The sequence below is a fragment of the Sphingomonas sp. BK345 genome (assembly GCF_014193845.1).
Lineage (GTDB): Bacteria > Pseudomonadota > Alphaproteobacteria > Sphingomonadales > Sphingomonadaceae > Sphingomonas.
In genome coordinates this window covers 266,483-292,667 of record NZ_JACHZX010000003.1, presented here as the reverse complement: position 1 = coordinate 292,667, position 26,185 = coordinate 266,483, and the positions used below count along the sequence as shown (strand labels likewise).

Genomic DNA, 26,185 nt, shown 5'->3' with positions numbered 1-26,185 from the left:
TCGACCCCATCGTCTCTCTTCCCGGTTCGCGCCGCGGCGCGCTGTCACTGCCCCCCGCCCGCGACGCGGCGGAGGAAATCCTGGTGCGGCTCGGCCAGCCGCAGCGTGCCTTCGATCGCCTCGCGCATCCGCGTCAGGCTGTCGGTGAGCGTCGCGACGTCATATTGGTCCGCCATCGGCGACGGGCGCGCGGGCAGGTCGTCGAAGCCGGCGTAGAGGCTGAGCCAGCTCGGGTCCTGGAACGTGTCCCACTCGCGCCGCACGAACTCGCCCGCGGCGCGCCACGCGTCGAGCTTGGCCTGAAGCCCCTCGGTCGGCGGCACCGCGCGGATCGCGTCCCAGAAGGGCTCGCCCTCGCGCCGGTTGGGGAGATAGTGGAGCAGCAGGAAGTCGCGGATCCGCTCGAACTCCAGCACTGACTGGCGGTTGTAGGTCGCCGCCAGGCGTGGGTCGAAGCCCTGGTCGGGGAAGAGCGGCGCGAGCCGGTCGAGCCCCGACTGGATCAGCGAGATACTGGTCGACTCGAGCGGTTCGAGGAAGCCCGAGGCGAGCCCCAGCCCAACGACGTTCTTCTCCCAGGAACGCGCGCGATGCCCCGCGGTGAAGCGCAGCCGGTTGGCGGGGGCGAGCGGCTCGCCCTCAAGGCTGTCGCGCAGCAGCGCCTCGGCCTCGTCGTCGCCCGTGAAATCGGAGCAGTAGACATAGCCGTTGCCGGTGCGGTGGCGCAGCGGGATATGCCACTGCCACCCCGCCGGGCGCGCCGTCGCCGTGGTGAGCGGGCGATGCGGTCCCGAGGCGCGACACGGGATCGCCACCGCGCGGTCGCACGGCAGCCAGCGGCGCCAGTCGACGTAGGGCACGCCCATCGCCTCGCCGAGCAGCAGGCTGCGGAACCCCGAACAATCGATCCAGAGGTCACCCGCGACTCGCGTGCCGTCCTCCAGCCGCACCGCGTTGACGGTACCGCGCTCGCTGTCGCGCACCACCTCGGTGATCCGTCCCTCGACGTGGCGCACACGGTTGGCGAGCGCGAGACGCTTGAGTAGCGCGGCGAACTTGGACGCGTCGAAGTGAAGCGCGAAGTTGAAGACGCCCAGGTCGTTCGCGGGACGATCCGCGGGTGGCAGGAACAGGCCGCGCTCCGCGAGCTGAGTTGCGACGCAATAGGCACCGAGCGGCGTGGGGTCTCCCGCTCGCCGCAGCTTGAGCCAGTAATGGTGGAAGGCGACGCCGCGCGCCGCCACGCCGTAGAGGCCGAAAGGGTGGAAGAAGTCGTGGCCGTCGCGCTGCCAGTCGCGGAAGCGGATGCCGTATTTGATCGTTCCCTCGGTCTCGCGCAGCACGTCGGCCTCGCCGAGCTCGACCGCGGCGAGGAAGTCGCGGATCGCGGGCACGGTCGCCTCGCCGACGCCGACCGTGCCGATCGCGGCGCTCTCGACGACGGTGATGGCGAGCCCGAGATGCGCGAAGCGGCGCGCCAGCCAGGTCGCCGCCATCCAGCCGGCGGTGCCGCCGCCGACGATCGTGATCGAGCGGATCGGTGCCTGCGTCATGATGCGTCCCTCCCCCCCACCGCTCCTGCCCGAGGGCGGGAGCGGTGACCAGGGCGATCAGAAGCGGACGCGCGCGCCGGCGATGAAGCGCCGCTCGTAGATGTTCTCGTACAGCACCTGATCGGGCCAGGTGAGATAGTAACGCTCGGTCTCCGCGGTCAGGTTGGAGGCCTGGCCGTAGAGGGTAAGGAACGGCGTCACGTCATAGGAGATCGAGGCGTCGAGATAATTGGTCGGCTGCTGATACTGGGCGAGGCCGTCGATGCCGCCATAGTTGGACGACACCAGTCGCTTCGAGCGGTAGTTGTAGGCAACGCGCGCCTGCAACCCGTACTTCTCGAACCACAGCGCGGCGTTGATCTGATGCTTCGAATTGTCCTGGAACGGCTGGTTGTTGCCGGCCAGGTCGACCAGACCTGCGTCGCCCAGCGACAGCGTGTAGTTGGCGTCGACGCCGAAGCCGCCGAACAGCCCGTTGACGCCGTAGTCGGCGAGCGACTGGCGCGCCGAGAGCTCGACACCCTTGAGCGTCCCACCCTCACCCTGGCGGAAGGTGTTGGTGACGACCTGGCGGCGGATCACGCCGTCATTGTCGGGAATGTCGCTGCGCAGCTCGGTGGTGCGATCGATGAAGCTGTCGACCGCAATGTAGAAAGCGCCCGCCGCGATCAGGCTCGACCGGCCCGTGTAATATTCGAGGCTGCCCTCGACGTTGGTGGCGCGCCACGGGTTGAGGTTCGGATTGCCGAGCGAGTCGGCGGTGCGCGCCTCGAACAGGTTGGTGGCGGTGTTGATCGCGTAATTGACGTTGAGGCCACCACCCCATTGCTGGAAGTCGAGGAGCGTCATCGTCTTCGAGAAGGCCGCGCGGGCGCGCAGCTTGTCCGTGACGTCGAAGGCGACGTTGATCGACGGCAGGAAATCGGTGAACTGGCGCTCGGTGCGCACGTCGCCGGCGTCGACCCCCGACACCCCGTACGGCTGCGGCGCGCCGACGATGTTCTGCCGAACGTTGAGACGCGTGCTCACCACTTGCAGGCCGCCGTTGGCGCGGAACGGCATGCCGAGCAGCTCGCCCTCGCCCGACACCTGCGCATAGCCGGAAATCTGGCGCGTGCGCACGTCGAACGACAGCGCCGGGTTGATGAGGTTCTGGCTGCCCGGATAGAATTTGTTCTGCCAGGACTCGCTATCGTCCATCGCCTTGGGATCGAGCGCCCAGAGCGTCGGCGCGCCCGCCGCCGGCAGCTGGTACTGCTTGATCTGCCCGGCGAAGATCGGATCGGTCGCCTGTCGCGTCAGCCCCGCGGTGTAGCCGCGACCCTGCGCGTCATAGACCGGGCACGATTTGTCATCGAGGTTGACGTCGAACGCCTTCCACTTGACCAGGCAGCCCGCCGCCGGGTTCGCCGGATTGTCGGTGTTGCCGGCATAGATCGGCGAGACCCGATCGAAGGTGAACTGGTTGACGCTGCGCTCGCCATAGCGTCCGCCGAACGCGACCTTCAGCTGGTCGTTCGCCTGCCACTCGGCATCGGCGCGCAGCGCCCAGATGTCACCCTTCTGGTAGACGTTGCCTTCTGACGAGACCGTCTTCAGGCCGTAGCGCGAAGCGTCACCCGCCTGGGCGAGGAAGCCGGGCGAGAAGCCGAATACCGGCGCCCCGCTGGAATAATCGACCGTCGCGGTGTCGCTGTAGACCTGATAGCCGGTCGGGTTGAAGGTGCGGTCGCCGCCGACCGAGGCGGGATAATTGCCGAGGCCGCCGTTGGCGACGCCCTCGGTGCGCTTCGATCCGTCGGCCTGATAGCCCCACTGGCGGCCGTTGGTCAGGCTGAACTGCGTGTACGACTGGTCGCGGTCCCGGTTGGCCTTGCCGTAGATGCCGCGCACGGTCGCCTTGAACGTATCGCTCGGCTTCCAATCGAGCTGCACGTTGTAATTCTGCGACTCGCTCTTGGTGCGGAAGGTCTCCGAGTAGCTGTCGAAGCTCGGCAGCGAGTAGGTATATTGCTGAACCGTGTTGACGTTGTAGCCGCCCGAGGTCGCGCCGGTGTCGCGCGACTTGGTCGGCGAGAAGGGCGACGACAACCAGTCGATGTTCTGGAATTGGAAGCCGGCGGTGCGATCGTACTGCGTCTGGCGCGTGTAGAAGCCGTCGGCGGTCAGCCGCAGCGCGTCGTTGATCTCGAACTGGAAGGACGCGTTGGCGCCGAAGCGCTGGCGATCGGTGATGCGGTTCCACGCGGTGTGCGACTGCGGCGTGATGAAGGCGTCGTTGGCGTCGCCGTCACCGTTGACGTCATAGCCGGTGATGTTGCCGCTCGCGTCGCGCACCGGCGTGCCACGGCTGACGCCGTTGTTGCCGACCGCGAAGTCGCCCTGATTGGTGGCACTGCCCGACTCGTTGCGCAGTGATACGCCATAATCCTGCACGCCGCGGAAGCTGTTCGCGAGCGTCAGGTCGCTGTACGACGCCGACACCAGCAGCCCGACGCGGTCACCGTGATAGGCGACCAGCCCGTTGAACGACGGGTTCCACTTCTCGGTCTTGTCGCCATACTGACCCTCGCCTGCGGCTGAGAAGGTCAGGCCCTGCTTGAGGTCGAACGGACGCCGCGTCAGCAGGTCGATCGTGCCGGTGAGGCCGGCCTGCTGGAGCGAGGCGGTCGGCGACTTGAACACGGTCGCGCCCGAGAAGAGCTGCGACGGGATGTCGGTGAAGTTCGGCTGTACCGTGGTCACCGAGTTGGCGCCGAGAAACTGCTCGCCGTTGAGCAGGGTGGTCACCTGCGGCAGGCCGCGGATGTTGACCGCGGCGCCCTCACCCGCGTCGCGGCGGATCTGCACGCCCGGGATGCGCTGGAGCGAGTCGGAGATGGTGACATCGGGCAGCTTGCCGATGTCCTGCGCGCTGATCGCCTCGACCACGCTGTCGGCGTTGCGCTTCACCTCGATCGCGCGCGCCTGCGAGGCGCGGATGCCGGTGACGACGATGTCGGCGGGCTCCTCGCCGGCCTGGTCAGGCGCCGCGACGCGGTCGGGATCGGTCGTCGCCGCGTCCCCGGTAGCGGTGCCGGCGCCGGTCTGCGCCAGTGCGTCCAGCGGTAGACCGAGCAGCCCGACCAGCGACACGGCGGCGAGCAGCTTCGCGCGGCTCGCGTTCAACCCATTGAGCCCCTTCATAAATCCCCTCCTTAGCGGACGCGCTCTTCGGCGATACGTCAATCAAATTGATTTAATCTGTGGAAGTCCTCGCACTGTCAAGCAGCAAAGCGCTGCGAGAACAGCTATGATGTGAACGTTCTCTCACATTATACTAATTAAGTATGATCAATGCTGCGCAAGTAGCACGTGGGCGCTGCGCCTGAGACGATCTGACGAAGCGCCCAAGGCGGCGTTGCCAGCGGCCGTGGCGCTTGACACAGGTGAGTTACCCCGAGTTCACGCTCTTCGCCTATACCGCTCGCTCCACCTGGGAATAACCATGCCGCGTCGCATCCGTTCGCTGTTAGGATCGCTCAGCACCGAGGTTCGCGCGCACGCCGACCGCTCCGAGGCGATCGCGGCGCAGACCAAGCTGCTCGCGCTCAACGCCGCGATCGAGGCGGCGCGCGCGGGCGAGGCGGGCCGCGGCTTCGGCGTCGTCGCGCAGGAGGTGAAGTCGCTCGCGGCGCAGGCGAGCAGCTCGTCGCACGCCTTCCGTGAGGAACTGCTCGGCCGGCTGCGTCAGGGCAGCGAGATCGCGGCGGAGCTGGTCAGCGAGCTCGAGGGCGGACGGCTCGGCGAACTGGCGCAGTCGATCGCCGACGCGCTGGCGCGGATGCTGCACGACCGCTCGGTCGACGTGCGATTCCTCGCCTCGGACCATGCCATCCGCGAGAGCCTGCTGCTCGACAAAGATCCCCGCGCCGAGGCACGGGCGCTTGAGCGGCTGCGCGCACTGCTCGGCTATTCGCCGTATTTCCTGAATGCCTTCCTGGTCGACGCCGAGGGCAAGGTGCGGGTCTGCGCGCACGAGAATATGGCGGTCCGCGACGTCCATTTCGCCGACTTCGCGCAGTTCCGCCGGGTGTTGTCGGGCGGCGCGACCGCGGGCTGGGTCACCGACGAGGTCTGGGTCAATCCCTGGTCGAACGATCGCAAGGTGCTGATCTACGTCGCACCCGTGGAGTGCGAGGGCGTGATCGTCGGGATATGCTATCTCGAGTTCGACTTCGAGGGGCAGGTGGCCGAGCTGATCGGCGTGATGAACCGCGCCGCGCGCGCGACCATCTCGATCGTCGATCCCGAGGGGCGTGTCGTCGCGACCACCGGCGGCTACCGCCATCTCGAACCGCACCCGCATGTCGTCGTAGGCGCCGAGCGGCTCACCCGCGCACTCGACGGACTTACCGTCGCCCAGGCGAGGGTGCCGAGTGACCACGGGATGCCCGGGCTGGGCTTCCGCTGCGTCATCGAGGATCATGTCGCCTCGGAGAGCGAGATCGTCGCCGCGCTGACCGGGCGCTCGCGCTAAGTTATCGACGGGCGGAGCCGATCGCCCGCCGGCTCGTTCCAGCGCACCGTGTCCGATCAATCCTTCGCCGCTTTGTCTTTCCTCGTCGCCGAGAGCGAGCCGCCGGAGGCACGCGCGCATCGGCGGGACAGCGTCGGGCGCAGCTCGGGCGAGACCTATGCCGCGCTGCTCGAGACGATCGCGCCGGGCGCGACGATCATCCGGATCACGCCCGCCGACGACGGCGCGACGCCGCCCGGCACCGCCGAGATCGCCGAATATGACGCGGTCTTCCTCACCGGATCGCCGCTCCACCTCTACGACGACAGCCCCGAGTGCCGCCGAATCATCGCCTTCATGCGCGACGTGTTCGGCGCAGGCGTGCCCTCGTTCGGCTCGTGCGCGGGGTTGCAGGTCGCGGTCGTCGCGGCCGGCGGTCGCGTCCGCGCGATGGGTGAGCGCCGCGAGGCCGGGTTCGCGCGCCGCATCGCGCCGACGACGGCGGGGCGCCACCATCCGCTGCTGCATGGCCGACCGCCCGCCTATGACGCCCCCGCGATCCACACCGACGAGGTCGCCGAGCTACCCGAGGGCGCCACGCTGCTCGCCGGCAATGCCGTGACCGCGGTCCAAGCCGCGGAGATCCACCACGGCGACGGCGTGTTCTGGGGCGTGCAATACCACCCGGAGATCGACCTGGGCGAGGTCGCCGCGGCACTGCGCCGCCAGGCCGACGACCTCGTCGAGCACGGACTGGCCCGCGAGGAGGCGGACGTCGCCGGGCAGGCTGAGCTGGTCGAGGCGCTGCACGCGGCACCCGGGCGACGCGACCTCGCCTGGCGGCTCGGGCTCGACTCGCAAGTCACCGACCCGACGACCCGCGCGACCGAGATCCGCAACTTCATCGAGCACCTGGTGCTGCCGACACGGGCACGCCGGCGCGGCTGAGCCGCGGGAACGCTCTGCCGGGCTCGAACGTCAGGCTTCACGAGACTTCAAGGAAGGATGATCCCGTGACGATCTTCAACAAGGACATGGTCGAGCTCGCGTCGAAGAACGAGCTCTGGCAGAAGGAAGTGTACCGAGACGCCAAGGTACAGATCGTGCTGATGAGCATCCCGGCGGGCGAGGAGATCGGGATGGAGACCCATCCTGCCGACCAGACCACCTTCATCGTCGCCGGTGACGCGCAGGTGGTGATCGACGGTCACTCGACCAAGGCGGGTCCCAACCACCTCGTCGTCGTGCCCAAGGGCGCGCAGCACAACATCATCAACAAGGGCAGCGGCGAGCTCAAGCTCTTCTCGGTCTATGCACCGCCCGCCGAGCCCGAGGGCGCCGCGTTCCGCACCAAGGAAGAGGCCGAGGAGGCCGAGAAGGGCCTGCTCGCCAAGGCCGCCGACAAGGTCCGGGAGGCTGTCGGCCACTGAGGGCGACGGCGGGGGGCAATGCGCCCCCGCCGGACCCAGCCGGCGTCGCGCTCAGCGGCGCTGCAGCCAGCGCTCCAGTTCGTCGCTGCCGCCGACGCGCTCGCCGTCGATGAAGACCTGCGGGGTGGTCTCGACGCGCTGCTCGCGCTCGAACCGGTCGACCGCGTCGCGCGTCGCCAGGATCTGATCGTCCACGTTGAAGCCCGCCTGCTCCAGCATCGCCTTGGCGCGCACGCCGAAGGGGCAGACATGGTCGGGCAGCACCATGCGATAGAGAGTAGCTTGCTGGGTCATAATAGGTCCTCGTCGTCTCAGGGGATCACACCCCCAAGCCGCGCCGACGCCGCGGGTTCCGCTGCGACTCAGAACAAGCCGTCCTCGTCCTCCTCGGGTGCCACCACTTCGCTCGCCCGCATCGTCATGCCGGGCAGCAGGAAGGACGCGTGGATCTCGCGTTCGCGCGCCATTGTGTAAAGTCCGGCGATCCAGGGCATCAGGTCACGCAGGCTGGCCGTATCGGCATCGCTCAGCGTCTCGTGCCCTTCGGTACAATCGTGGAGAGAGCCCGACGCGGCCTCGAGCGCGCTGATGAACATCTGCTGCTCGTGCAACTCCTCGACGCTGTGCTCCAGCGCCGCGACGATCCGGCGCGCTTCCTCGCCGCTCCCCGTTACCGCCGCATCCGAGCGCTCGCACGCGGCGCGCACCACCGCCAGCGCGTCGCGCAGCGTCGCGCGTGCGTCGCCGCCGACACCCGCGCCGTCGCCGCCCAGCGCGATGCCGCCGAGCGCCGCGATCTGCTCCACCACGGTGCCGCGCAGCCGCTCCAGCTTGCGCGCGCACGGGTCGACCTCGGTGGCGATCACCGCGACCGCGCGTCCGGTGTCGCCGTGGCGACGGCAGAGCAGTCGCGTGTTGGTTGCGATGTCCTGCACGTCAAGCGTCACCGCGCGGATCGCCTGCAGACCGCGACCGAGGTCGACCACGGTCTCTTCGACGAAGGCGGCCAGCATCGCCAGCTGCTCGTCGGTGTCGAAGAGGCGCGCGGTGATGTTCCCCAGCGCAGCGATGCCCTGCTCCAGCCGCAGCAGCGCGCCGCCGTCACCGCCGGCCTCGCTCGTGCTCGCCGCGACCCGCGCCGCCTGCGCCTCCACCAGCGCGAGCAGCTCGGCCGCGAGCGGGCCGAGCCGCGCGAGCGAGTCGAGCAGCGCGATGCTCTCGTGGCGGAAGTCGTCCGCGATCGCGCGCATCTGCGCCGCAATCAGCCGTGCGACATGCGCCACCGCGCCGCGCGGTGGGGGCGCTAGACGTTCGCCGTTGATCCCCGCCGAGGGATCGATCACGCGCAGCACCGCGACGCAATGCTCGACCCGCTGGCGCACGCTGTCGCCGATCTGGATCGCGCCGAGCACGCGCGCCACCTCGCCCTGCACCGTGCGGGTGATCGCGCTCACCTCGTGCGCCATGCGCGCAACCGCGGCGAGCTGCGCCTCGAGCGCGTCGGCGCTGTTGGCGAGCTCGACCGGCGCCTCCGCGCCCACCTTGGCACACTCCCCGGCGAGCCGCGCGTCGGTCGCCTGCACGTCGGCGACGATCCGCCCGAAGCGCTCGAGCTCCTGCGCGAAGCGGCGCAGCTGCTGCTCGCTGCCGTCCAGCTTGGCCTGCATCACCGCGACGAACTGGAAGAAGGCCGGCTCGCCCGCCGAGGCGATCTTGATGCTCATGCCGTAGCAGCCGAGCAGCCGCATCACCTCGCCCATCTCCGCGAGCAAGGCGCGCAGCGCGCGCGTGCGCTGGATCAGCTCCGCGACATGCTCGGCGCGCCGGCGCTGTGTCTCCGGCAGCGCGGTGAGCCGCGCCGCGGCGGCGCGCAGCTCGGCCACTGCCGCGCCGGCACGATCGGGTGCGAGCGCGCGCTGCACCTCGTCAAGCGCGCCCGCCATCCGGTCGATCGTGTCGATCCCGGCGGCGAGCGTCTCCCCGACCCCGCGGAAGCGTTCCTCCAGCCCGCCCGCGAGCGCGTTGAGCCCGTCGACGAGCTGCTCGATCGGGGTGAGATCGCGGTCGGGCGTGATCGGGGCCACCAGCATCCTTCCTCTCCTCGCTCAGCGCGCCGTGGCCTGGAGCAGCTCGCGCGCTATCCGCCCCAGCGGCACCACGCGATCGGCCGCGCCGCGTGCGATCGCTTCCTTGGGCATGCCGAACACCACCGAGGTCGCCTCGTCCTGCGCGATCGTGCGCGCGCCGGCCTGCTTCATCTCGAGCAGCCCGCGCGCGCCGTCATCCCCCATGCCGGTCATGATCACGCCGACCGCATTGGCACCGGCGTTGCGCGCGGCCGAGCGAAACAGCACGTCGACCGAAGGACGGTGACGTGCGACCAGCGGGCCCTCGCGCACGGCGACGACGTAGCGCGCGCCGTGCCGCTCGAGCAATGTGTGGCGCAGCCCGCCCGGCGCGATCAGCACGCGGCCGCGCATCACCGTGTCGCCGTCGGCGGCCTCGTGCACGTCGACTGCGCACAGCGAATCGAGGCGCTGCGCGAACGCGCGCGTGAAACGCTCGGGCATATGCTGCACCACCACCATCCCCGGCGCGTTGGCGGGTAGCGCCTCCAGCACCTCGCGTAGCGCCTCCGTACCACCGGTCGAGGCGCCGACGCAGACGACCATCTCGGTGGTGCGGCTCATCGCGTTGCCGCTCGGGGGTGGCAGCACCGCATCGGCCGAGAGCTTGCGCTGCGGCGCGTCGTGCGCGTCTCGCGGCCCCGGCCGGGCGCGCAGCCGCGCTCGGGCCGCGCCCTTCACCGTCTCGCGGATCTGCACGTGCGCGTCGGCGAGATGCTCGACCACACCGACGCGCGGCTTCAGAATGACATCGACCGCCCCCGCTTCCAGCGCCCGGAGCAGCGTCTCCGACCCGTCCTCCACCAGCGAGGAGCACATCACCACCGGGATCGGTCGCTGCGCCATCAGCTTGCGCAGGAAGGTCAAGCCATCCATCCGCGGCATCTCGACGTCGAGCATGATCACGTCGGGCACCGCCTGCTGGATGTGCCGCGCCGCCACGAACGGGTCACTTGCGGTCGTCACCTCCAGCTCGGGATCGGCGGTGAGGATCGCCGTCATCGCCTGCCGCACGCTGGCGCTGTCGTCGACTACGAGGACGCGGGTCTTGCGCATCCCGCTCACGCCCGCGCGAACACGGTGCCCGCGACGGGCACCAGGGGGAGATCGAACCCGGCGATGGACTCGCTGTGGCCGAGGAACAGCAGCCCGCCCGGCGCGAGGCAGTCGGCGAGTCGGCGCACTACCGCGACCTGCGTGTCGCGCTCGAAATAGATCAGCACGTTGCGGCAGAAGATCAGGTGCATCGGCGCGCCCACCGGATAATGTTGGTCGATCAGGTTGAGCGGCGCGAAGCCGATCGCCGCGCGCAGCTCCGGCGCGATGCGCAGCTCCTCGCGGCCGTCGAGTGCGTGATGGAGATAGCGCTGGCGCAACAGCGGCGGCACCGGATCCAGCTGCGCGGTCGGGAACACGCCGCGGCGCGCCACGGCCAGCACCTCGGTGTCGAGGTCGGTCGCGAGGATGCCGTAATCGGGCCCGCCGTGATCGATTGCGAAGGAGTCGAGCAGCATCGCCAGCGTATAAGGCTCCGCCCCGGTCGAGCAGCCAGCGCTCCAGACGCGGAGCCGCGGCACGCCGGCGTCGCGCAGCCGCGGCAGCACCTCGGCCTGAAGATAGTCGAAGTGGCGCGGCTCGCGGAAGAAGTCGGTCTTGTTGGTGGTCACGGCGTTGAGCAGATGCTCGCGCTCGGCCACCAGGCCGCCGCGCTCGAACAAGGTGGCGCAATAGTCCGTCAGGGTTGCGTGGCCAGTGGCGCGGACACGGCGGCGCAGCCGTCCCTCGAGCATCGTCGTCTTGCCGTCGGGCAGCCGGATACCCGACTGCACGAGAATATACGCGCTCAGTCGAGCGAAGTCGCGGCGGGACAGCCGGTCATCCGGTGTGGGAAGCGGTGCGATCTTGCCGACACGACCCTCCGGCCGCGGCGCGGCGAGGCATTTCGACGACCGGTTCGGCGCGGTCATGCGGGGAACACGCGCTCGACACCGCTGCCCGGTCCGTCGGCCAGCGCGATGGCGACGCCGCGGGGCGGCACGGCGGCCCGCAGCGCTCGGCTCACCATGGAAGGCTTCGGTCCGGCCGCGCGCTCGCGGCGTCCCACCTCTGGCTGAGCCGCCCCCGACCCGGCAGTCGTGAAGAAGGCGATCTCGCGGGTGAGGCGTTCGGCCTCCCCGGCGAGCAGTTCGGCGGTGGCGGAGATCTGGTCGGAGGCCGTCGCATTCTGCTGCGTCACCTGATCGAGCTGCTGCATCGCCAGGTTGATCTGCGCTGCGCCGAGATCCTGCTCGCGGCACGCGGCGCTTATTTCCGCGACCAGATCATAGGTACGGCGGATATCGGGTACGAGCCGCGCGAGCATGTCGCCCGCCTTCGTCGCGGCGGCAGCGGTCTCGCCCGACATCGCCCCGATCACCGAGGCCGCGGCCTCGCTGCGCTCGGCCAGCTTGCGCACCTCGGCGGCGACCACGGCGAAGCCGCGGCCGTGCTCGCCGGCGCGCGCCGCCTCGACCGCGGCGTTGAGCGCGAGCAGATCGGTCTGGCGCGCGATCTCCTGCACGATGTCGATCTTCGCCGCGATGGTGCGCATCGCGCTGACCGCGTTGCGGACCGCCGCGCCGCTCTCCTCCGCGTCGCGCGCGGATTGGCGCGCGATCGATTCCATCTGCGCGGCGTTGTCGGCGGTCTGGCGGATGTTCGCCGCTATCTGCTCCATCGAGGCGGACGCCTCCTCTGTCGCTGCTGCCTGCTCGGTCGCGCCCTGCGACATCTGCCCCGACGCGGCGGAGAGCTGTTGGCTGTTCGCCGCGACCTGCTCCGCGGCCCGCGCCGTCGCCGCGATCGTCTGGCCGAGCAGCCGCGCCATGTCGTTGACGTGATCGGCGACCGCGCGGATCTCATCGTCGTGGCGGGTGGTGATGCGCGCGGTCAGGTCACCCCGCGCGATCGCCGCGACTCCCTCCCGGATCAAGCCGAGTCCGTCGCTGATCTGGCGCGAGATCCACACCGCGCCGATGAGCGCGCTCAGCAGCGCCGCACCGGCGGCGATGAGCAGCAGCCAGCGTGCTCGATCGAAGACCAAGTCGGTTTCCTGATCGACCGCCTGCATTCGGTCGCGTTGAAGCCGGACCAAGTCCGCCAACACATGCGTCAGTTGCTTGGTGGCGCGCTGACCTTCCGCCGCGCTCAACGCCCCCGCCTGCCCGTCGCGGCCGCTCATGCCGAGCGCACGGATCTGCTCGTCGAGGGGCTTGTAGCGCTCCCACTCCGCCCGCGCCGCGCGCCAGAGCGGCGCCCCCTCCGGTGAGGCATGCGCGGTGCCGTCGTCGAGCAGAGCATCGATCTTGCCGGCCGCGGCTAACGCCTCCTGATTGTCGCGCTGCTCGACATCCTTGTCGTTCGACTGGATGACGCCCTCCTGAGCATTCAGCAGGCGCCCGAGTTCGCCGTCGAGGGTAAGCGCGCGCTCGAGTTGTCGCGCCGGCCCGGTGATCACCTCACTGATCGCCGTGTTCAACATCGTCAGCCGTGACACGCCGACGGCGACGACGCTCCCGAGCAGCGCGATGATGATCCCGAACGTCAGCGCCAGCTTCGACTTTATCGTCGCACGCATACCCAATTCCACGAGCAGAGGCTCGACCGTCATGGCGGCGCGATCGTCGCCTCGGTCCGAGGTGTTGAAGAGCGAGGCGCGGACGAGCCGGTCCCCGCCCCTTTATATGACGACGCCGCACGACTTATCCGGCTTCCGGCGCGCTGTTATCACCGGCGAGGTCGAGTGCCGAACCGCGCGCCTGACGGAGCCGGTCGACGAGCGCGCCTGCCTTCAGCGAGCGCTTCGATCGCGCCGTGGGCGCTGCCCCAGTCCGCGCGAGCACCGCCGGCTCGCTACCTGGGGCTGGCCGCACGGCCGTGTCGACGCGCGTGACCGGCGCCGATCCGGCGGCGTCGACTCGGAAATAGCCGAGGTCGCGACGCAGCGCGTCGGCCTCGGCAGAGAGCGCGTCGGCGGTCGCCGCGATCTGCTCGGCGGCGTTGGCGCTCTGTTGCGTCACCTGATCGAGCTGCTGGATGGCGAGGTTGATCTGTCCGGCACCGAGATCCTGCTCGCGGCACGCCGCGCTGATCTCCGCCACCAGCTCGGCGGTGCGGCGAATGTCGGGCACGAGGCGGCCGAGCATCTCACCGGCAGCGGTCGCGGCCTCGCTCGTCTCGCCCGACATCGCACCGATCTCCGCCGCCGCGTCTTGGCTGCGCTCGGCGAGCTTGCGCACTTCGGCCGCCACCACCGCGAAGCCGCGGCCGTGCTCGCCCGCGCGCGCCGCCTCCACCGCGGCGTTGAGCGCGAGCAGGTCGGTCTGACGCGCGATCTCCTGCACGATGCCGACCTTCTCCGCGATCGCGCGCATCGCCCGGGTCGCCATCTGCACCGCCGCGCCGCTCGCCTCCGCATCGATGGCCGATTGGCGGGCGATCTTCTCGGTCTGCGCGGCATTATGTGCGTTCTGGCGCGTGTTGCTCGCCATCTGCTCCATCGCGGCGGACGCTTCCTCCGCCGCCGCGGCCTGCTCGGTCGCCCCCTGCGAGACCTGCTCGGCGGCGCCGGACAGCTGCTGGCTGTCGCCGGCCACGCGCTCGGCCGCGTTGGCGGCATGGCCGACGATCGTGCGCAGCCGCTCGATCATCGTCGCCAGCGCGCGGCCGAGCTGATCCCGCTCCGAGCGCGGGCGATGATCGACGGTGAGATCGCCCGTCGCCACGGCCTCGGCCAGTGTCGCGGTGGCGCGCAGCCCGGCCAGCATGGTCACCAGCGCCTGGCCGAGCATGTCGGAGTCCGACTGTGGCGTCGGCTGGGCGGTGAGGTCGCCGCCGGCGACCTGATCGGCGATCCGCGCGATCACCTGCATGTTGCGGCGGATCAGGTCGATGTCGTCGGCGAGCTGGTCGCTGAGGCCGCCGTAGCGCCGCGCCACGCCGACCTTCGTCTCGCCGACCGATACCGCGCGCAGCGTCGCCGAGACGGCGCCGATCGCTTCCCGCACCGCCCGCACACTGCCCTGCATCTGCCCGATCTCGTCGCGGCGCCCGGTGTCGATCGGGTCGGCGATCGTCGCCAGCTCCTCCTGCACCGCCGTGACCGGACGCGCCAAGGTGCGCGACAGCACCACGACGACCAGCAGCGCCATCAGCGCACTGGCGAGCGCGCTGGCGAGTATCTCGAGCGGAACGACGACGAAGAGAGTGTCTTGCTGGCGACGCCGCTCGGCGCGCAGGGCGCGAAGGGCGTTGGCGACGGCGCCGTAGCGCGTGCGCAGTTCGTCAAACAGGCGCTTGCCGGCACCGCCGCGCTCGATCGCGCGGGCACGCTCTCGCGTGCGGGGGTCCGCCATCAGCCGGATCCCGGGCTCCGCGACCGTCTCGCGCCACCGCGCTGCCGCGCCGCGCACGCTCTCCACCTGCGCCCGCAAGGCCGCCACGCCACCGGCGTCGGACAGAGCGGCGAGCGAGGCGCGATCCAGGTCGGTGCCGCCGCGCTGATAGGCATCAAGAAAGCCCGGATCGGCTGCGAGCAGATAGCCGCGATAGCCGGTCTCCTGATCGGTCACGGCCTGCATCATCTCCGAGACTTCGCCGATCAAGACGGAATAGCGACGGTTCTCCTCGCCGATCGTGCGAGCTCTCATTGTCTGAACGAACACAGCGGCGTCACCGACCAGCGTCAGCAGCAGGATGGCGCCGATACCGGTAAACAGCTTGCGCGCGATGGGAAGGTCTTCGATCAGTCGCTTCATTCGATCGGCTCCGCGGCGGGGCGACCGGCGACGGGCCGGAATGCTTCCATGATAGAGGGCCGCCTCGCCCACCCGTCCGCGTGCGAGCGAAGTCATCACCGTTCCTCGCGCCGGAGATCAGCTGTCCTCCGCGGTATCGATCAGCAGCTCGGCGTCCGCGTCGCCCGAGAAGATGCTGGCGAGATCGAGCAGGATGGCGAAACCGCCGTCGCGGCGCAGCACGCCGCGCAGATGCTCGGCGCGCCAGCGCACGCCCAGCTCGGGCGGCGGCTCGATCGTCGCGGCGGCATAGCTGCGCACGTCGAGCACGCGATCGACCGTGAGCCCCAGCGTCACGATCGCGGCGCGCTCGGCGAGCGTCACCTCCACGACCAGCACGCGCGTCGTCGGCGTGACGGTGACCGGTGTCAGCCCGAGCCGCAGCCGCAGATCAATGACCGGCACCGAGGCGCCACGCACGTCGGTGAGGCCGAGCAGCCACGCCGGGGCATGGGGCACGCGGAAAGGCGCGTGATGGTCGAGGATCTCGCGCACCGCGCCGACCGGCAGCGCGAACTGCTCGTCACCCAGCGCGAAGACAACGACCTGGAGCTCGCCCGCCGCGCTCATGCCGCGCGACCGAAGTCGGCGTCCTCACGATCGGGACCGCCGCTGCTGAGATCGAGCGCGAAGCCGCGCGAACGTGCCGGCTCACCGGCGCGACGCGACGGCGTGGCTGCCCGCGACGGCGGCGCGGCCGCTGTGCGCGCCGTGCGGCGCGGTGTGCCCGCGCTCGGCCGCTGTTGGTCGGTGCGGAAGAAGCCCATGCTCTGCTGGAGCTCCTCGGCCTGGCCAGCGAGTTCGTCGGCGGTGGTGGAGATCTGCTCGGCCGCGCCGGCATTCTGCTGGGTCACCTGATCGAGCTGCTGGATCGCGAGGTTGATCTGCCCGGCGCCGAGATCCTGCTCGCGGCACGCCGCGCTGATCTCCGCCACCAGTTCAGCGGTGCGGCGGATGTCGGGCACCAGCCGGGTGAGCATCTCGCCCGCCGCGCCCGCCGCCGCGACCGTGTCGCTCGACATCGCGCCGATCTCCGCCGCGGCGGCCTGGCTGCGCTCGGCGAGCTTGCGCACCTCGGCCGCCACCACCGCGAAGCCGCGACCGTGCTCGCCGGCGCGCGCCGCCTCCACCGCGGCGTTGAGCGCGAGCAGGTCGGTCTGGCGCGCGATCTCCTGCACGATGCCGATCTTCTCCGCGATCGTGCGCATCGCCCCGACCGCTCTTTGCACCGCCGCGCCGCTGGCTTCGGCATCCTGCGACGACTGGCGCGCGATCTTCTCGGTCTGCGTAGCGTTGTCAGCGTTCTGTTTGATGTTGGCCGCCATCTGCTCCATCGACGCGGACGCTTCCTCCGCCGCCGCGGCCTGCTCGGTCGCCCCCTGCGACACCTGCTCCGAGGCCGAGGAGAGCTCCTGACTGCCGCCCGCGACCTGCGCCGCCGCGCCGTTCACGTTTCCGACCACGTCGCGCAGCCGCGCCACCATCGCCACCATCGCATGGCCGAGCCGGTCGCGCTCCGACAGCGGCACGTGCTCCATCGTCAAGTCGCCACGCGCGATCGAGTCGGCCAGCGCCGCGGTGCCGCGCAGATTGGCGGTCATGCGGTTGACCGCCTCGACCAGATCGCGGATCTCGTCGTTGCCGGAGACTCGCACGTCCTGGTCGAGGTCGCCCAGCGCCACCGATTCGATCGCGGTCGAGGCGGCGCGCAGCCCGCGCGATACCAGCAGCGCGATCCACACCGCCCCCGCTATCGCCACCAGCAGCGCCACCGCAGCGGTCGCCATCAGCATCCAGCGCGACTGGGCGTAGAGCGCGTCGGTGTCCTGTTCGGCGCGCTGCATCGAGGCGCGGTTCGCGGCAACCATTTGGTCGCTCGTCTGGGTGATCTCGTCGCCGAGCCTGAGCGCCGTGCCGAGCGACAGTCGCGCCGCCTCCACGTTCTGATTGGCGAGGGCGAGTGCACGGATGCGGTCGTTGACCGCCTTGTACGCGGCCCATTGGTCCTGCAGCTGACCCCAACGCAGCTTGTTCTCCTCCGAGGCATTGGCCAGCCCCTCGGCCATCAGCCGCTCGACTCGTGCGCGATCCTGGCCGAGCCGCTCGTCGAACGTACGCGTCAGCGCGTCGTCGGTCGTCATCGCCATGTTCTTCTCCATGCGCATCACGTCGCCCAGCGCATCGTTGAGCGCGAGCGAGCGCAGCGCGCGCTTCGTCGGCCCGTCGAGCACTTCGGCGATGGCGGTGTCGAGCGTCCCCATCCGCGTGATCGCGACGCCGACGACGGCGAGCAGCAGCAGGGTCAGCAGGGCAAAGGTGACGATGAGTTTCAGCTTGATCGTGGCACGCATCACTGGGGTCCTCGGTAAGAGGGTCGGTACGAAATGACTGAATCTGCCGGTCCGAAGGAACCGGTGGTCGCCAGATGAAGACGCCGCGGCGCCGCCCAGCTCATTCTCCGATGCCCGCGCCCGCGCCGTCGAGCGCCGGGGCGAGGATGGCAGCGAGGTCGGGCAGCACGATCACGTCGTCGCCCGAGCGCACCAGCCGCCGTACATAAGCGCGCGGCCAGCGCACGCCGACGCTCGGCGCGTCCTCGCTGTTCGCCTCGGCGAGTGTCACCACCTCGTGGACGCGATCGGCGCGCAAGCCGAGCAGCAGCGTCTCGTCGTCGAGCGTGAGTTCGACCACGACGAGGCGGCTCTCCGCGGTGGGCGGCGCGGCGACCATGGCGAAGGCCGCGCGGAGGTCAGCCACCGGCACGATGCGGCCACGGTGGTTCACCACCGTGTCGACCAGCGCGGGAGCGCCGGGCACTTTGGTCTCGGGCAGCAGCTCGACGATCTCTCGCACCAGCGTCGCCTCGATCGCGAAGCGCTCGCCGCCGAGATCGAAGGTGAGCACCTCGAGTTCGCCGTGCGCGTCCCAGGCGATCGCTGCGACGCCTTTGACCGCTTCGCCGCCGGTGGAGTGCGCGCTCATGCCGCCTGCTCCATCGCCGCCTCGATCTGCTGTCCGCGCGCGACCAGTTGCGCGACATCCAGGATCAGCGCGACGCCACCGTCGCCCAGGATGGTCGCGCCCGAGAAGGAGCCGATCCCGCGGTGGAACGGCGAGAGCGCCTTCACGACCGTCTGATGACTGCCGACGATCTGATCGACCACCAGCCCGACGCGCTCGCGCCCGGTCGCGACCACCACGATCTTCTGAAAGGCACCGGGCGGAGCGTCGCTGGCGAACAGCTCGCGTAATCGCAGGAACGGCACGAGCCGATCGCGCAGCGTGATCAGACTGCGGCCGAGCGACCGGCGGTCCTCCTCCGCGGAGAGCTCGAGGCACTCCTCCACCGCCGCGAGGGGAATGACATAGCGCACCGTGCCGACGCGGACGAGCAGCCCGTCGATGATCGCCAGCGTCAGCGGGATGCGCAGCGTGATCGTGGTGCCGGCGCCCTCGGTGCTCACCAGCTCGATCGTGCCGCGCAGCCGCTCGATCTCGCGCTTGACCACGTCCATGCCGACGCCGCGCCCGGAGAGGTTCGTCACCGCGACGGCGGTGGAGAAGCCGGGATGAAAGATCAGCGCGAGCAATGCCGCGTCGCTGAGCACCTCGCCGGGCTGGACCAGCCCACTCGCCTCGGCCTTGGTGCGCACGCGCGCGCGACTGACGCCGCGACCGTCGTCGCTGATCGTGATCACCGCCGCGCCGCCCGCCTGATGCGCCGCGAGCCGGATCGTGCCGGTGTCGCCTTTGCCGACCGCGATCCGCTCGTCCGGCGGCTCCAGCCCGTGATCACAGGCGTTGCGGAGAATATGGACGAGCGGGTCGAACAGCCGCTCACCCACGCTCTTGTCGATCTCGGTCGACTCGCCCGTCGTCTCGAGCGCGATCGCCTTGCCGGTCTCGCGCGCGAGATCGTGCACCAGCCGGCGGAAGCGACCGAACAGGCTCGCCACCGGCACCATCCGCAGCACCATCATCGTGTCGCGCAGCTCGGCGGCGAGCCGCTCGACCTCCTCCGCGACCGAGCGTAACGGCAGGTCGTGGCGGTCCCCGGCGAGCTGGCTCAGCCGGCTCTGCGCGATCACCAGCTCGCCGACCCGGTCCATCAATGTATCGAGCCGCGCCGCGGGCACGCGGACCAGCTCGCCCTGTGCGACACGGGCGCGGCGGTCGCCGAACGTGTCAGGCGCGGGCTGGTCGAACGCGGATCGGTCGGGCTCGCGCGCCGATTCGGGCATCGGCGCCGCCTCGGCCGCGGTGATGGCCGCGTCGGCTGGCGCGAGCGGCGTCACGCTCAGCTCCATACCGTCGAGCACGAAGAGGAACACATCATCGATCGCGGCGTGCGGCACGTCGCCGCGCAGCTCCGCGTCCCAGGCGACCAGGCAGTCGCGCTCGGCGAGCTGGTCGAGCGGCGGTATCGTGTCGCGCCGCGCCGTCACGGTGCAATCGCCGAGCGCGCGCAGCTCGTCGAGCAGCGCGAGCGCGTTGGTGCCGTGCGCCAGCGCCGCCCGCGGCAGCCGGAACGACAATCGCCAGCCGGCGGTAGCCGCCTCCCGCCCCGGGGATCGCGGCGGCGCGGCAGGCTCGGTCGCGGGAGCGTCTACCGCGGCGGCGAGCCGCGCCAGGATGGCCGCTCCGTCGTTCGGCACGGCGTCGCCCTCTACTAGCGCACGCATGTGGTCGCGCGCGGCGAGCACGGTGGCGACCAGCTCGAGCGTGGCGCGGGCGCGCCCCTTGCGCACCCGGTCGAAGGCGCTCTCGATATGGTGGGTGAAGGCGGCGAGCGCGTCGAAGCCGAACATCGCGCCCGAGCCCTTGAGCGTGTGCAGCCCGCGGAACACCGAGTCGATCAGCGCGGCATCGTCCAGCCGGTGAGTGAGGTCGAGCAGCGCCTGCTCGACCTGATCGAGCAGCTCGCGTGCCTCGACCCGGAAGGCGGCGGTGGGGTCCTCGATGCTCACCGCCCGAGCACCTTCTGCACCACTCGGATCAGCTGCTCGGGCTCGAACGGCTTGACCAGCCAGCCGGTCGCGCCGGCGGCCTTGGCCTGCGCCTTCACCTCCGCGTCCGATTCGGTACTGAGGAAGATGATCGGCACGCCCGTCTGCGCGGGCTGCTCGCGCAGCGCGCGGATCATGCTCAGCCCGTCCATGTTGGGCATGTTGAGATCGGTGACGATCAGGTCGAAGCGGGTCGCCGCCGCCTTGGCCAGCCCATCCGCGCCGTCGCACGCCTCGGTCACGGTATAGCCCGCCCCGGTCAGCGCGATGCGGATCGCCATGCGCAGGCTGGCGCTATCGTCGACGGTCAGGATCGAGGCACTCATCGCGGCGGGTCTCCGTGGAACCAGAAATCATGGTCGGTGGCGTCGAAGCCGGAGGTGAAGCCGGCGCGCTCGAGCGCCCTCGCCAGAACGGCCCCGGCCGGCGCGGCCAGCGTGATGTCGACGCCGTCGCGCGACGCCTGTCGCCGCGCCGCTTCGACGACCTGGAGCAGCGCGAGATCGGGGGTGGCGACATGGGTGAGGTCGAGCCGTATCGAGCCGCCGCGCGAGAGCGCCTCGCGCAGGGCGGCGGCGAGCCGGTCGATGGTCGCGAGCGAGAGGTCGCGCTCCGCCATGATCGCGGTGGTCATACCGGTCAGATCCTCGTCCAGACACCATCTCGCGTCGGCCCTACGGGAGCCGGACACAGCGCACGCGTCGCCGCGCCACTCCCTGGTAAGGGAGCAGCGCACCGTCGTCCCGCGCGATGGCCTGGCGTGCGACCGATCATGGGCGCGTCGCTGCGGGTCGTCATCACGTCCGATCTTCTCCGCTGGATCATCGATGAGCGCGCTATCCGGCCGCATCGATGAAGCAGAAGCTGACGAACGTGCTGAGCACATGCCGTTTACAGCATATTAGTTAGCGTTAGGATGGCTGACCTATACTTGATCGCCGATCCGGGTCAGCAGCGATAGTTGGCGAAAGCACGCTGACGTATCAGGATCAGCTCAGCAGTGAGCGGGCGTTACTTCGCCGTAACGGGTCAACCCGTTTCGGTGATCTACTCAGCGTCGTCGAGCGGCACCGCTGCCTCGACCAGCAGCACCGGCACGCCGTCGCGCACCGGATAGCCGCGCCGCGCCGCGTCCGACACCAGCAGCCCGCGCGCCGCATCGTAGCGCAGCGGCGTGCGCGTCGCCGGGCACACCAGTCGCGCCAGCAGCCAGTCGTCCAGGATCGGCGGCACCGCGTCGCTCACTGCAACGTGACCCGGTCCTCGCCGTCGTGACGGCCGAAGAACTGCATCAGCTGCACCAGCAGCTCGGCGCGGTCGGCGATACCGTCGGCCTCGAGCAACGCCTGTTTGGCCGCCACGTCGAACGGCGCGATCTGCGCGATGCCGTTGACCAGACTGGTGTCGTCGAGCCGGCCGACCGCCTTCCAGTCGACTGCATAGCCTTGCACCGCAGCGAAACGCCGCGCCTCCAGCTCAAGCGAGGAGCGCGCGCTGAGCGACAGCGTCTCGTCCGCCGGTGACGGCAGCAGCTGCGCCTCGATTTGCCGGAACGGCGTCGTCACCTCGATCTCGCGCACCAGGCGGAACAGCGCGAGGCCCTGAAGGATCAGGTTGTAGCGCCCGTCCTCAAGCGCCTCCACCTCGGCGATGCGACCCACGCAGCCGACCTCGAACAGCCCGGGCCGGCCGCGATCCTCGCTGTCCGGACGCGGCTGGATCATCGCGATGCGCCGATCGCGCGCCATCGCGTCGGACACCATCGCGCGGTAGCGCGGCTCGAAGATGTGCAGCGGCAGGTGCAACTGCGGGAACAGCAGCGCGCCCGGCAGCGGGAAGATCGAGAGCCGCGTCGTCTCGCTCATCCGAACAAAGTCGCCGACAGCTTGCGCCGCTGCGCCGCGACCCAGGGGTCCTCGAGCCCGACCACTTCGAACAATTTGAGCAGCTGCTGGCGCGCCGCACCCTCGTTCCAGTCGCGCTCGCGCGCGACGATCGACAGGAAGCCCTCCGCCGCGGCGTCGCGGTTGCCCGCCGCCATGCGCGCGTTGGCGAGGTCGTAGCGCGCCTGGAGGTCGTCCGGATCAGCCGCTACCGCGGCTTCCAGCGGAGCGAGATCGTCCACCGCGGGCGCGGAGCGCGCCAGCGCCAGCGCCGAGCGCGCGCGCGCGACGTCGGGCAGCGCCGCGACCTCCTCGGGCAGCGCGGCGATCGCTGCCTCGGCCTCGTCCACCTCGCCCGCCGCGACCAGCGCGCGGATCCGGCCCGACAGCACGGCCGGGTGATCGGGCGCCATGTCGGCGAGCTGGTCGAAGATCGACAGCGCGCGCGCCGCATCGCCCTCGGCGAGGACCTGCTCGCCCATCGCGATCAGCGGTTCGAGCTCGGCCTCCTGCTCCTGCGCCTCGCCCGCGATCGGCAGCTGGCGCAGCAGCTGGTCGAGGATGGTGCGCAGCTGCGACTCGGTGCGCGCGCTGGTCAGATCGGCGACGAGCTGCCCCTGGAACATCGCGTAGACGGTCGGGATCGAGCGGATCTGGAACTGCGCGGCGATGAACTGGTCCTTGTCGGTATCGACCTTGACCAGCACCACGCCCTTGTCGGCGTATTCGGCGGCGACCTTCTCCAGCACCGGGCCCAGCGCCTTGCACGGCCCGCACCACTCGGCCCAGAAATCGATGATGACGAGGTGGGTCATCGAGGGCTCGACGACCTCGGACCGGAAGCGCTGCACGGCCTCCTTCTCTGCCGATGACATTCCTAGCGTGGCCAAGGGGCGCTCCTGCGATTGCTGGGGCCCTTATGTGGGAAGGCGGCAGGGGATACAAACCCCCTGCCGCGCGGTGACCCCGACAAGCGACGCTCGTTCTATCGCGGCAAGCGTGAGGCTCGATCGGACGCGGACGGCGCGCCCGATCCATTTCAGCGTCGTCCTGAACTCGTTCGAGGATCTACGACGCCGCGAGCGCCTCATCATCTGAGCGCGCGCGACAGTGGATCCTGGGAGGCGTTCAGGATGAAGCCCGTAGTGGAATCGCGCGTTCGACCGTCAGAATGCCGCCGTCAGCGACACCACCACGGTGCTGCCCGCGATCGTCCCGGTGCCGTCCTGCCCCTTGCTGAAGCTCGGCTGGAGATAGGCCGCCTCACGCTCGGAGATGTTGGTGTCGATATAGGCGACGCCCAAGGTCAGCGGCGTCGTCGGGATCGCGTAGTCGGCGCCGAGCATCCAGTCGACATACTCGCCGGTCGGCGCGACGCTGGTGGCGAACGGCCCGAGGCCCTTGTTGCCCTTTGAGGCACCGACATGCGCCTTGGCGGTCAGGCCGGTGTTGGGGATCGCCGCGGCAACGTCGCCCCAGACGTAGAGATTGTCGTTCTTGTCCCCCGGACGATCATACACGCCGTTCGCCGCCGAGGTCCCGTTGAGGTACCAGGAGCCGAGTGCTTCCTGCTTCGGCGCGTAAGCGACGCCGGCGGTCAGCGAGGCGGGGCCGAGCGTGCCCGACAGCTTCGCATAAGGCTCGATGAAGTCGGTGTTGTCGAAGCCGCCCGGGTACATGTACCAGGTCGCGCCGACGTCGAGCGTGCCGCCGCCGACGGGGAATTTGTAGCCGGCGATCAGGTCGAGCTCCATGTTGGCGCCGCCGAACGTGCCCCAGCCCGCCAGGTTCGAGCCCCAGGTGCCGATGTAGACGCCGCTCTCGTGCGCGATGGTGAAGCCGCCCTGCACCGCGAGATTCTCGTCGGACTGTGACACGCCGCGGAAACGATAGTCGCTGACGAGGCCGACCGAGCCAGAGACGGTGACGGGCTTGGGCGGCGCGGTGTCCTGCGCGGCGGCGGGAACGGCGAGGCCGGCGGCGAGCGCCGCGGCCGCGAGACGAAGCGTGTAGTTCATGGAACCTCCCTTGTGGCAGAGGCTCCTCCTGCTCGTGACCCGGGCTTGCTCTCCCCCGTGCCCATGAAGGCGTCGGGAGGGCAGCCGCTAAGCCACCCTCCAGACGTATTCAGGCGATGTTGCCGAATTATTTCTGCTTGATGTCAAAAGTTGCCAGCCCACCTGCTCAGTGACGATGCTCCGCGAGTGTGGCGATCCTGCCACGCGCCCCGGTAATCTCCACCGTCGCCCCGGCAGCGCGGCGGCGCTGGAACCAGTCGCGCAGCATCTCGGCGCTGGTGTGATCGACCGCGTCGAGCCGCGTGGCGTCGATCCGCACGTTGGTGCCGGCGGGCACGCGGTCGAGCGTCTCGGAGAGCTTCGGCAGCGTGACGAAGGTGGCGGTGCCGTCGAGCGTGATCGCGTGCGACTCGCCATCGCTCGCCTCGAACACCTTGAGCCGGAGGCGGCGCAGGTGCGGCACCAGCTCGAGGATCGTCAGCCCGATGCCGACCAGCACGCCGGTCAGCAGGTCGGTCGTCACCACCGTCACCAGCGTCGCCGCCCAGATCAGCACCGGCAGCGCGCCATAGTCGCGGAACAGGTGGGTGGCATGCTTGACGCTCACCAGCCGCACCCCGGTCACCACCAGCACCGCGCCCAGCGCTGCCATCGGGATGGCGGTGAGCACGAACGGCAGCGCGGCGACGAAGCCGAGGATCCACACGCCGTGCAGCATCGACGACAGTCGAGTCGCCGCCTGTGCCTGGACATTGGCCGAGCTGCGCACGATCACGCCGGTCATCGGCAGCGCGCCGGCGAGCCCGCACAGCAGGTTGCCGACCCCCTGCGCGCGCAGCTCCTTGTTATAGTCGGTGCGGACGCCGTCGTGCATCTTGTCGACCGCGGCGGCGGAGAGCAACGTCTCGGCCGAGGCGATGAAGGCGATCGCCAAGGCCGCGGCGAGGATCGAGGGGTTGAGCCAGCTCGCCAGCGCCGAGGCGCTCGGCGGCGCGATCGCGCCCACGATCGAGGCGGGGACCTGGACGCGCGCGACCTCGAGCCCGAGCGTCAGCGACAGCAACGTGCCGACCACGACGCCGACTAGCGCACCCGGCAGAAGCCGCAGCGACTGCGGGCGGAACTTCTCCCAGCCGAGCATCGCCAGGATCGTCGCGACGCCGATCGCGAAGGCGAACTCGGTCGCCTGCAGGTTGCTCGACAGGCCGAACAGCCGTCCCGGCGCCGCTGCCAGATTCTGCAGACCACTCGGCAGCGGGCGATGATCGAACAGCACGTGGAACTGGCCGACGACGATCAGCACGCCGATCCCCGCGAGCATGCCGTGCACCACCGCGGGCGAGATCGCCTTGAACCAGCCGCCGAGCCGGAACACGCCGGCGACGAACTGGACCAGCCCCGCGAGGATGAGGATCGGCCCGAGCGCGCCGATCCCCTGGTCGCGCACCAGCTCGTAGACGATCACCGCGAGGCCCGCCGCGGGGCCGCTGACCTGAAGCGGCGAACCCGCGATCGCGCCGACCACGATTCCGCCGATGATGCCGGTGATCAGGCCCTTCTCGGCCGGAACGCCCGAGGCGATGGCGATCCCCATGCACAAGGGCATGGCGACGAGGAAGACGACGATCGAGGCGGTGAGGTCGCGCCCGAGGAAGCGGATCGCGGGGATCGAGACGCCGGGACGGGCGACCGCGGCGGCGGGTTGCGCGAGGCTGGCCATCACGCCGCGACCCGGCGCTGGGCGGGAGGGAAGGCCGGCCGAGACGCCGCGACCTCTCGACTGAACACGCGTCCGCTGGCGTCGTCCACGGCGGCAACCTCCTGATGAGTAATCGTC

21 protein-coding genes and 1 pseudogene are annotated in these 26,185 nt (G+C 70.1%); 3 read left to right on the top strand and 19 right to left on the bottom strand.

Features of this window, described 5'->3' with window-relative positions:
• Positions 1-44: 44 nt before the first annotated feature.
• Together FHY03_RS10790 and FHY03_RS10785 are read right to left on the bottom strand one after the other, a co-directional pair.
• Positions 45-1,553, bottom strand: a complete 1,509-nt coding sequence (locus tag FHY03_RS10790; RefSeq protein ID WP_183930727.1) for a tryptophan halogenase family protein — start codon at positions 1,551-1,553, stop codon at positions 45-47.
• A gap of 57 nt (positions 1,554-1,610) precedes the next feature.
• Positions 1,611-4,739, bottom strand: coding sequence for a TonB-dependent receptor (locus FHY03_RS10785; protein ID WP_183930725.1), 3,129 nt, complete (start codon positions 4,737-4,739; stop codon positions 1,611-1,613).
• 376 nt (positions 4,740-5,115) lie between these two features.
• Here FHY03_RS10785 and FHY03_RS10780 point away from each other — a divergent pair.
• The 3 genes and pseudogenes from FHY03_RS10780 to FHY03_RS10770 all read left to right on the top strand — a co-directional run.
• Positions 5,116-6,072: pseudogene (locus tag FHY03_RS10780) on the top strand (methyl-accepting chemotaxis protein); the annotation flags it as partial.
• Between the two features lie 48 nt (positions 6,073-6,120).
• Positions 6,121-6,999, top strand: coding sequence for a type 1 glutamine amidotransferase (locus tag FHY03_RS10775; RefSeq protein ID WP_183930722.1), 879 nt, complete (start codon positions 6,121-6,123; stop codon positions 6,997-6,999).
• A 65-nt stretch (positions 7,000-7,064) separates the two neighbouring features.
• Positions 7,065-7,481 carry a cupin domain-containing protein gene (locus tag FHY03_RS10770; RefSeq protein WP_183930720.1) on the top strand — a complete coding sequence of 139 codons (417 nt, stop codon included), beginning with the start codon at positions 7,065-7,067 and terminating at the stop codon, positions 7,479-7,481.
• A 51-nt stretch (positions 7,482-7,532) separates the two neighbouring features.
• Here FHY03_RS10770 and FHY03_RS10765 read toward each other — a convergent pair whose 3' ends face one another.
• The 17 genes from FHY03_RS10765 to FHY03_RS10685 form a co-directional block, all read right to left on the bottom strand.
• Positions 7,533-7,775 (bottom strand): glutaredoxin, encoded by a 243-nt coding sequence (locus tag FHY03_RS10765; protein WP_260158878.1) that lies wholly within the window; start codon positions 7,773-7,775, stop codon positions 7,533-7,535.
• A 68-nt stretch (positions 7,776-7,843) separates the two neighbouring features.
• Positions 7,844-9,571: a hypothetical protein gene (locus FHY03_RS10760; RefSeq protein ID WP_183930718.1), complete on the bottom strand. Its 1,728-nt coding sequence runs from the start codon at positions 9,569-9,571 to the stop codon at positions 7,844-7,846.
• 15 nt (positions 9,572-9,586) lie between these two features.
• A complete protein-coding gene (locus FHY03_RS10755; RefSeq protein WP_183922955.1) occupies positions 9,587-10,663 on the bottom strand; it encodes a chemotaxis response regulator protein-glutamate methylesterase in 1,077 nt (358 codons plus the stop codon).
• Between the two features lie 5 nt (positions 10,664-10,668).
• Positions 10,669-11,478, bottom strand: coding sequence for a protein-glutamate O-methyltransferase CheR (locus FHY03_RS10750; RefSeq protein ID WP_260158921.1), 810 nt, complete (start codon positions 11,476-11,478; stop codon positions 10,669-10,671).
• Between the two features lie 92 nt (positions 11,479-11,570).
• Complete coding sequence (locus FHY03_RS10745) at positions 11,571-13,256, bottom strand: methyl-accepting chemotaxis protein (protein ID WP_183930714.1); 1,686 nt, start codon at positions 13,254-13,256, stop codon at positions 11,571-11,573.
• 91 nt (positions 13,257-13,347) lie between these two features.
• A complete protein-coding gene (locus tag FHY03_RS10740; protein ID WP_183930712.1) occupies positions 13,348-15,402 on the bottom strand; it encodes a methyl-accepting chemotaxis protein in 2,055 nt (684 codons plus the stop codon).
• A gap of 117 nt (positions 15,403-15,519) precedes the next feature.
• Positions 15,520-16,011 (bottom strand): chemotaxis protein CheW, encoded by a 492-nt coding sequence (locus tag FHY03_RS10735; protein WP_183930710.1) that lies wholly within the window; start codon positions 16,009-16,011, stop codon positions 15,520-15,522.
• A complete protein-coding gene (locus tag FHY03_RS10730; protein WP_183930708.1) occupies positions 16,008-17,792 on the bottom strand; it encodes a methyl-accepting chemotaxis protein in 1,785 nt (594 codons plus the stop codon). The genes FHY03_RS10735 and FHY03_RS10730 overlap by 4 nt, the downstream gene beginning before the upstream one ends.
• Before the next feature lie 100 nt (positions 17,793-17,892).
• Positions 17,893-18,423, bottom strand: a complete 531-nt coding sequence (locus tag FHY03_RS10725; protein ID WP_183930706.1) for a chemotaxis protein CheW — start codon at positions 18,421-18,423, stop codon at positions 17,893-17,895.
• Positions 18,420-20,408, bottom strand: a complete 1,989-nt coding sequence (locus FHY03_RS10720; RefSeq protein ID WP_183930704.1) for a chemotaxis protein CheA — start codon at positions 20,406-20,408, stop codon at positions 18,420-18,422. The genes FHY03_RS10725 and FHY03_RS10720 overlap by 4 nt, the downstream gene beginning before the upstream one ends.
• Complete coding sequence (locus tag FHY03_RS10715) at positions 20,405-20,773, bottom strand: response regulator (protein WP_183922417.1); 369 nt, start codon at positions 20,771-20,773, stop codon at positions 20,405-20,407. The genes FHY03_RS10720 and FHY03_RS10715 overlap by 4 nt, the downstream gene beginning before the upstream one ends.
• Entirely contained in the window at positions 20,770-21,081 is a 312-nt protein-coding gene (locus FHY03_RS10710; protein WP_260158877.1) for an STAS domain-containing protein, read from the bottom strand. Before FHY03_RS10710 ends, FHY03_RS10715 begins: the two co-directional genes overlap by 4 nt.
• A gap of 413 nt (positions 21,082-21,494) precedes the next feature.
• Entirely contained in the window at positions 21,495-21,680 is a 186-nt protein-coding gene (locus tag FHY03_RS10705) for a Trm112 family protein (protein WP_311721366.1), read from the bottom strand.
• Between the two features lie 8 nt (positions 21,681-21,688).
• Positions 21,689-22,312: an LON peptidase substrate-binding domain-containing protein gene (locus tag FHY03_RS10700; protein ID WP_183930700.1), complete on the bottom strand. Its 624-nt coding sequence runs from the start codon at positions 22,310-22,312 to the stop codon at positions 21,689-21,691.
• Positions 22,309-23,205, bottom strand: coding sequence for a tetratricopeptide repeat protein (locus tag FHY03_RS10695; RefSeq protein WP_183931323.1), 897 nt, complete (start codon positions 23,203-23,205; stop codon positions 22,309-22,311). Before FHY03_RS10695 ends, FHY03_RS10700 begins: the two co-directional genes overlap by 4 nt.
• A gap of 291 nt (positions 23,206-23,496) precedes the next feature.
• Entirely contained in the window at positions 23,497-24,348 is an 852-nt protein-coding gene (locus tag FHY03_RS10690) for a TorF family putative porin (protein ID WP_183930698.1), read from the bottom strand.
• Positions 24,349-24,514: 166 nt separating this feature from the next.
• Positions 24,515-26,068, bottom strand: a complete 1,554-nt coding sequence (locus FHY03_RS10685; RefSeq protein WP_183930696.1) for a SulP family inorganic anion transporter — start codon at positions 26,066-26,068, stop codon at positions 24,515-24,517.
• Positions 26,069-26,185: the final 117 nt, after the last annotated feature.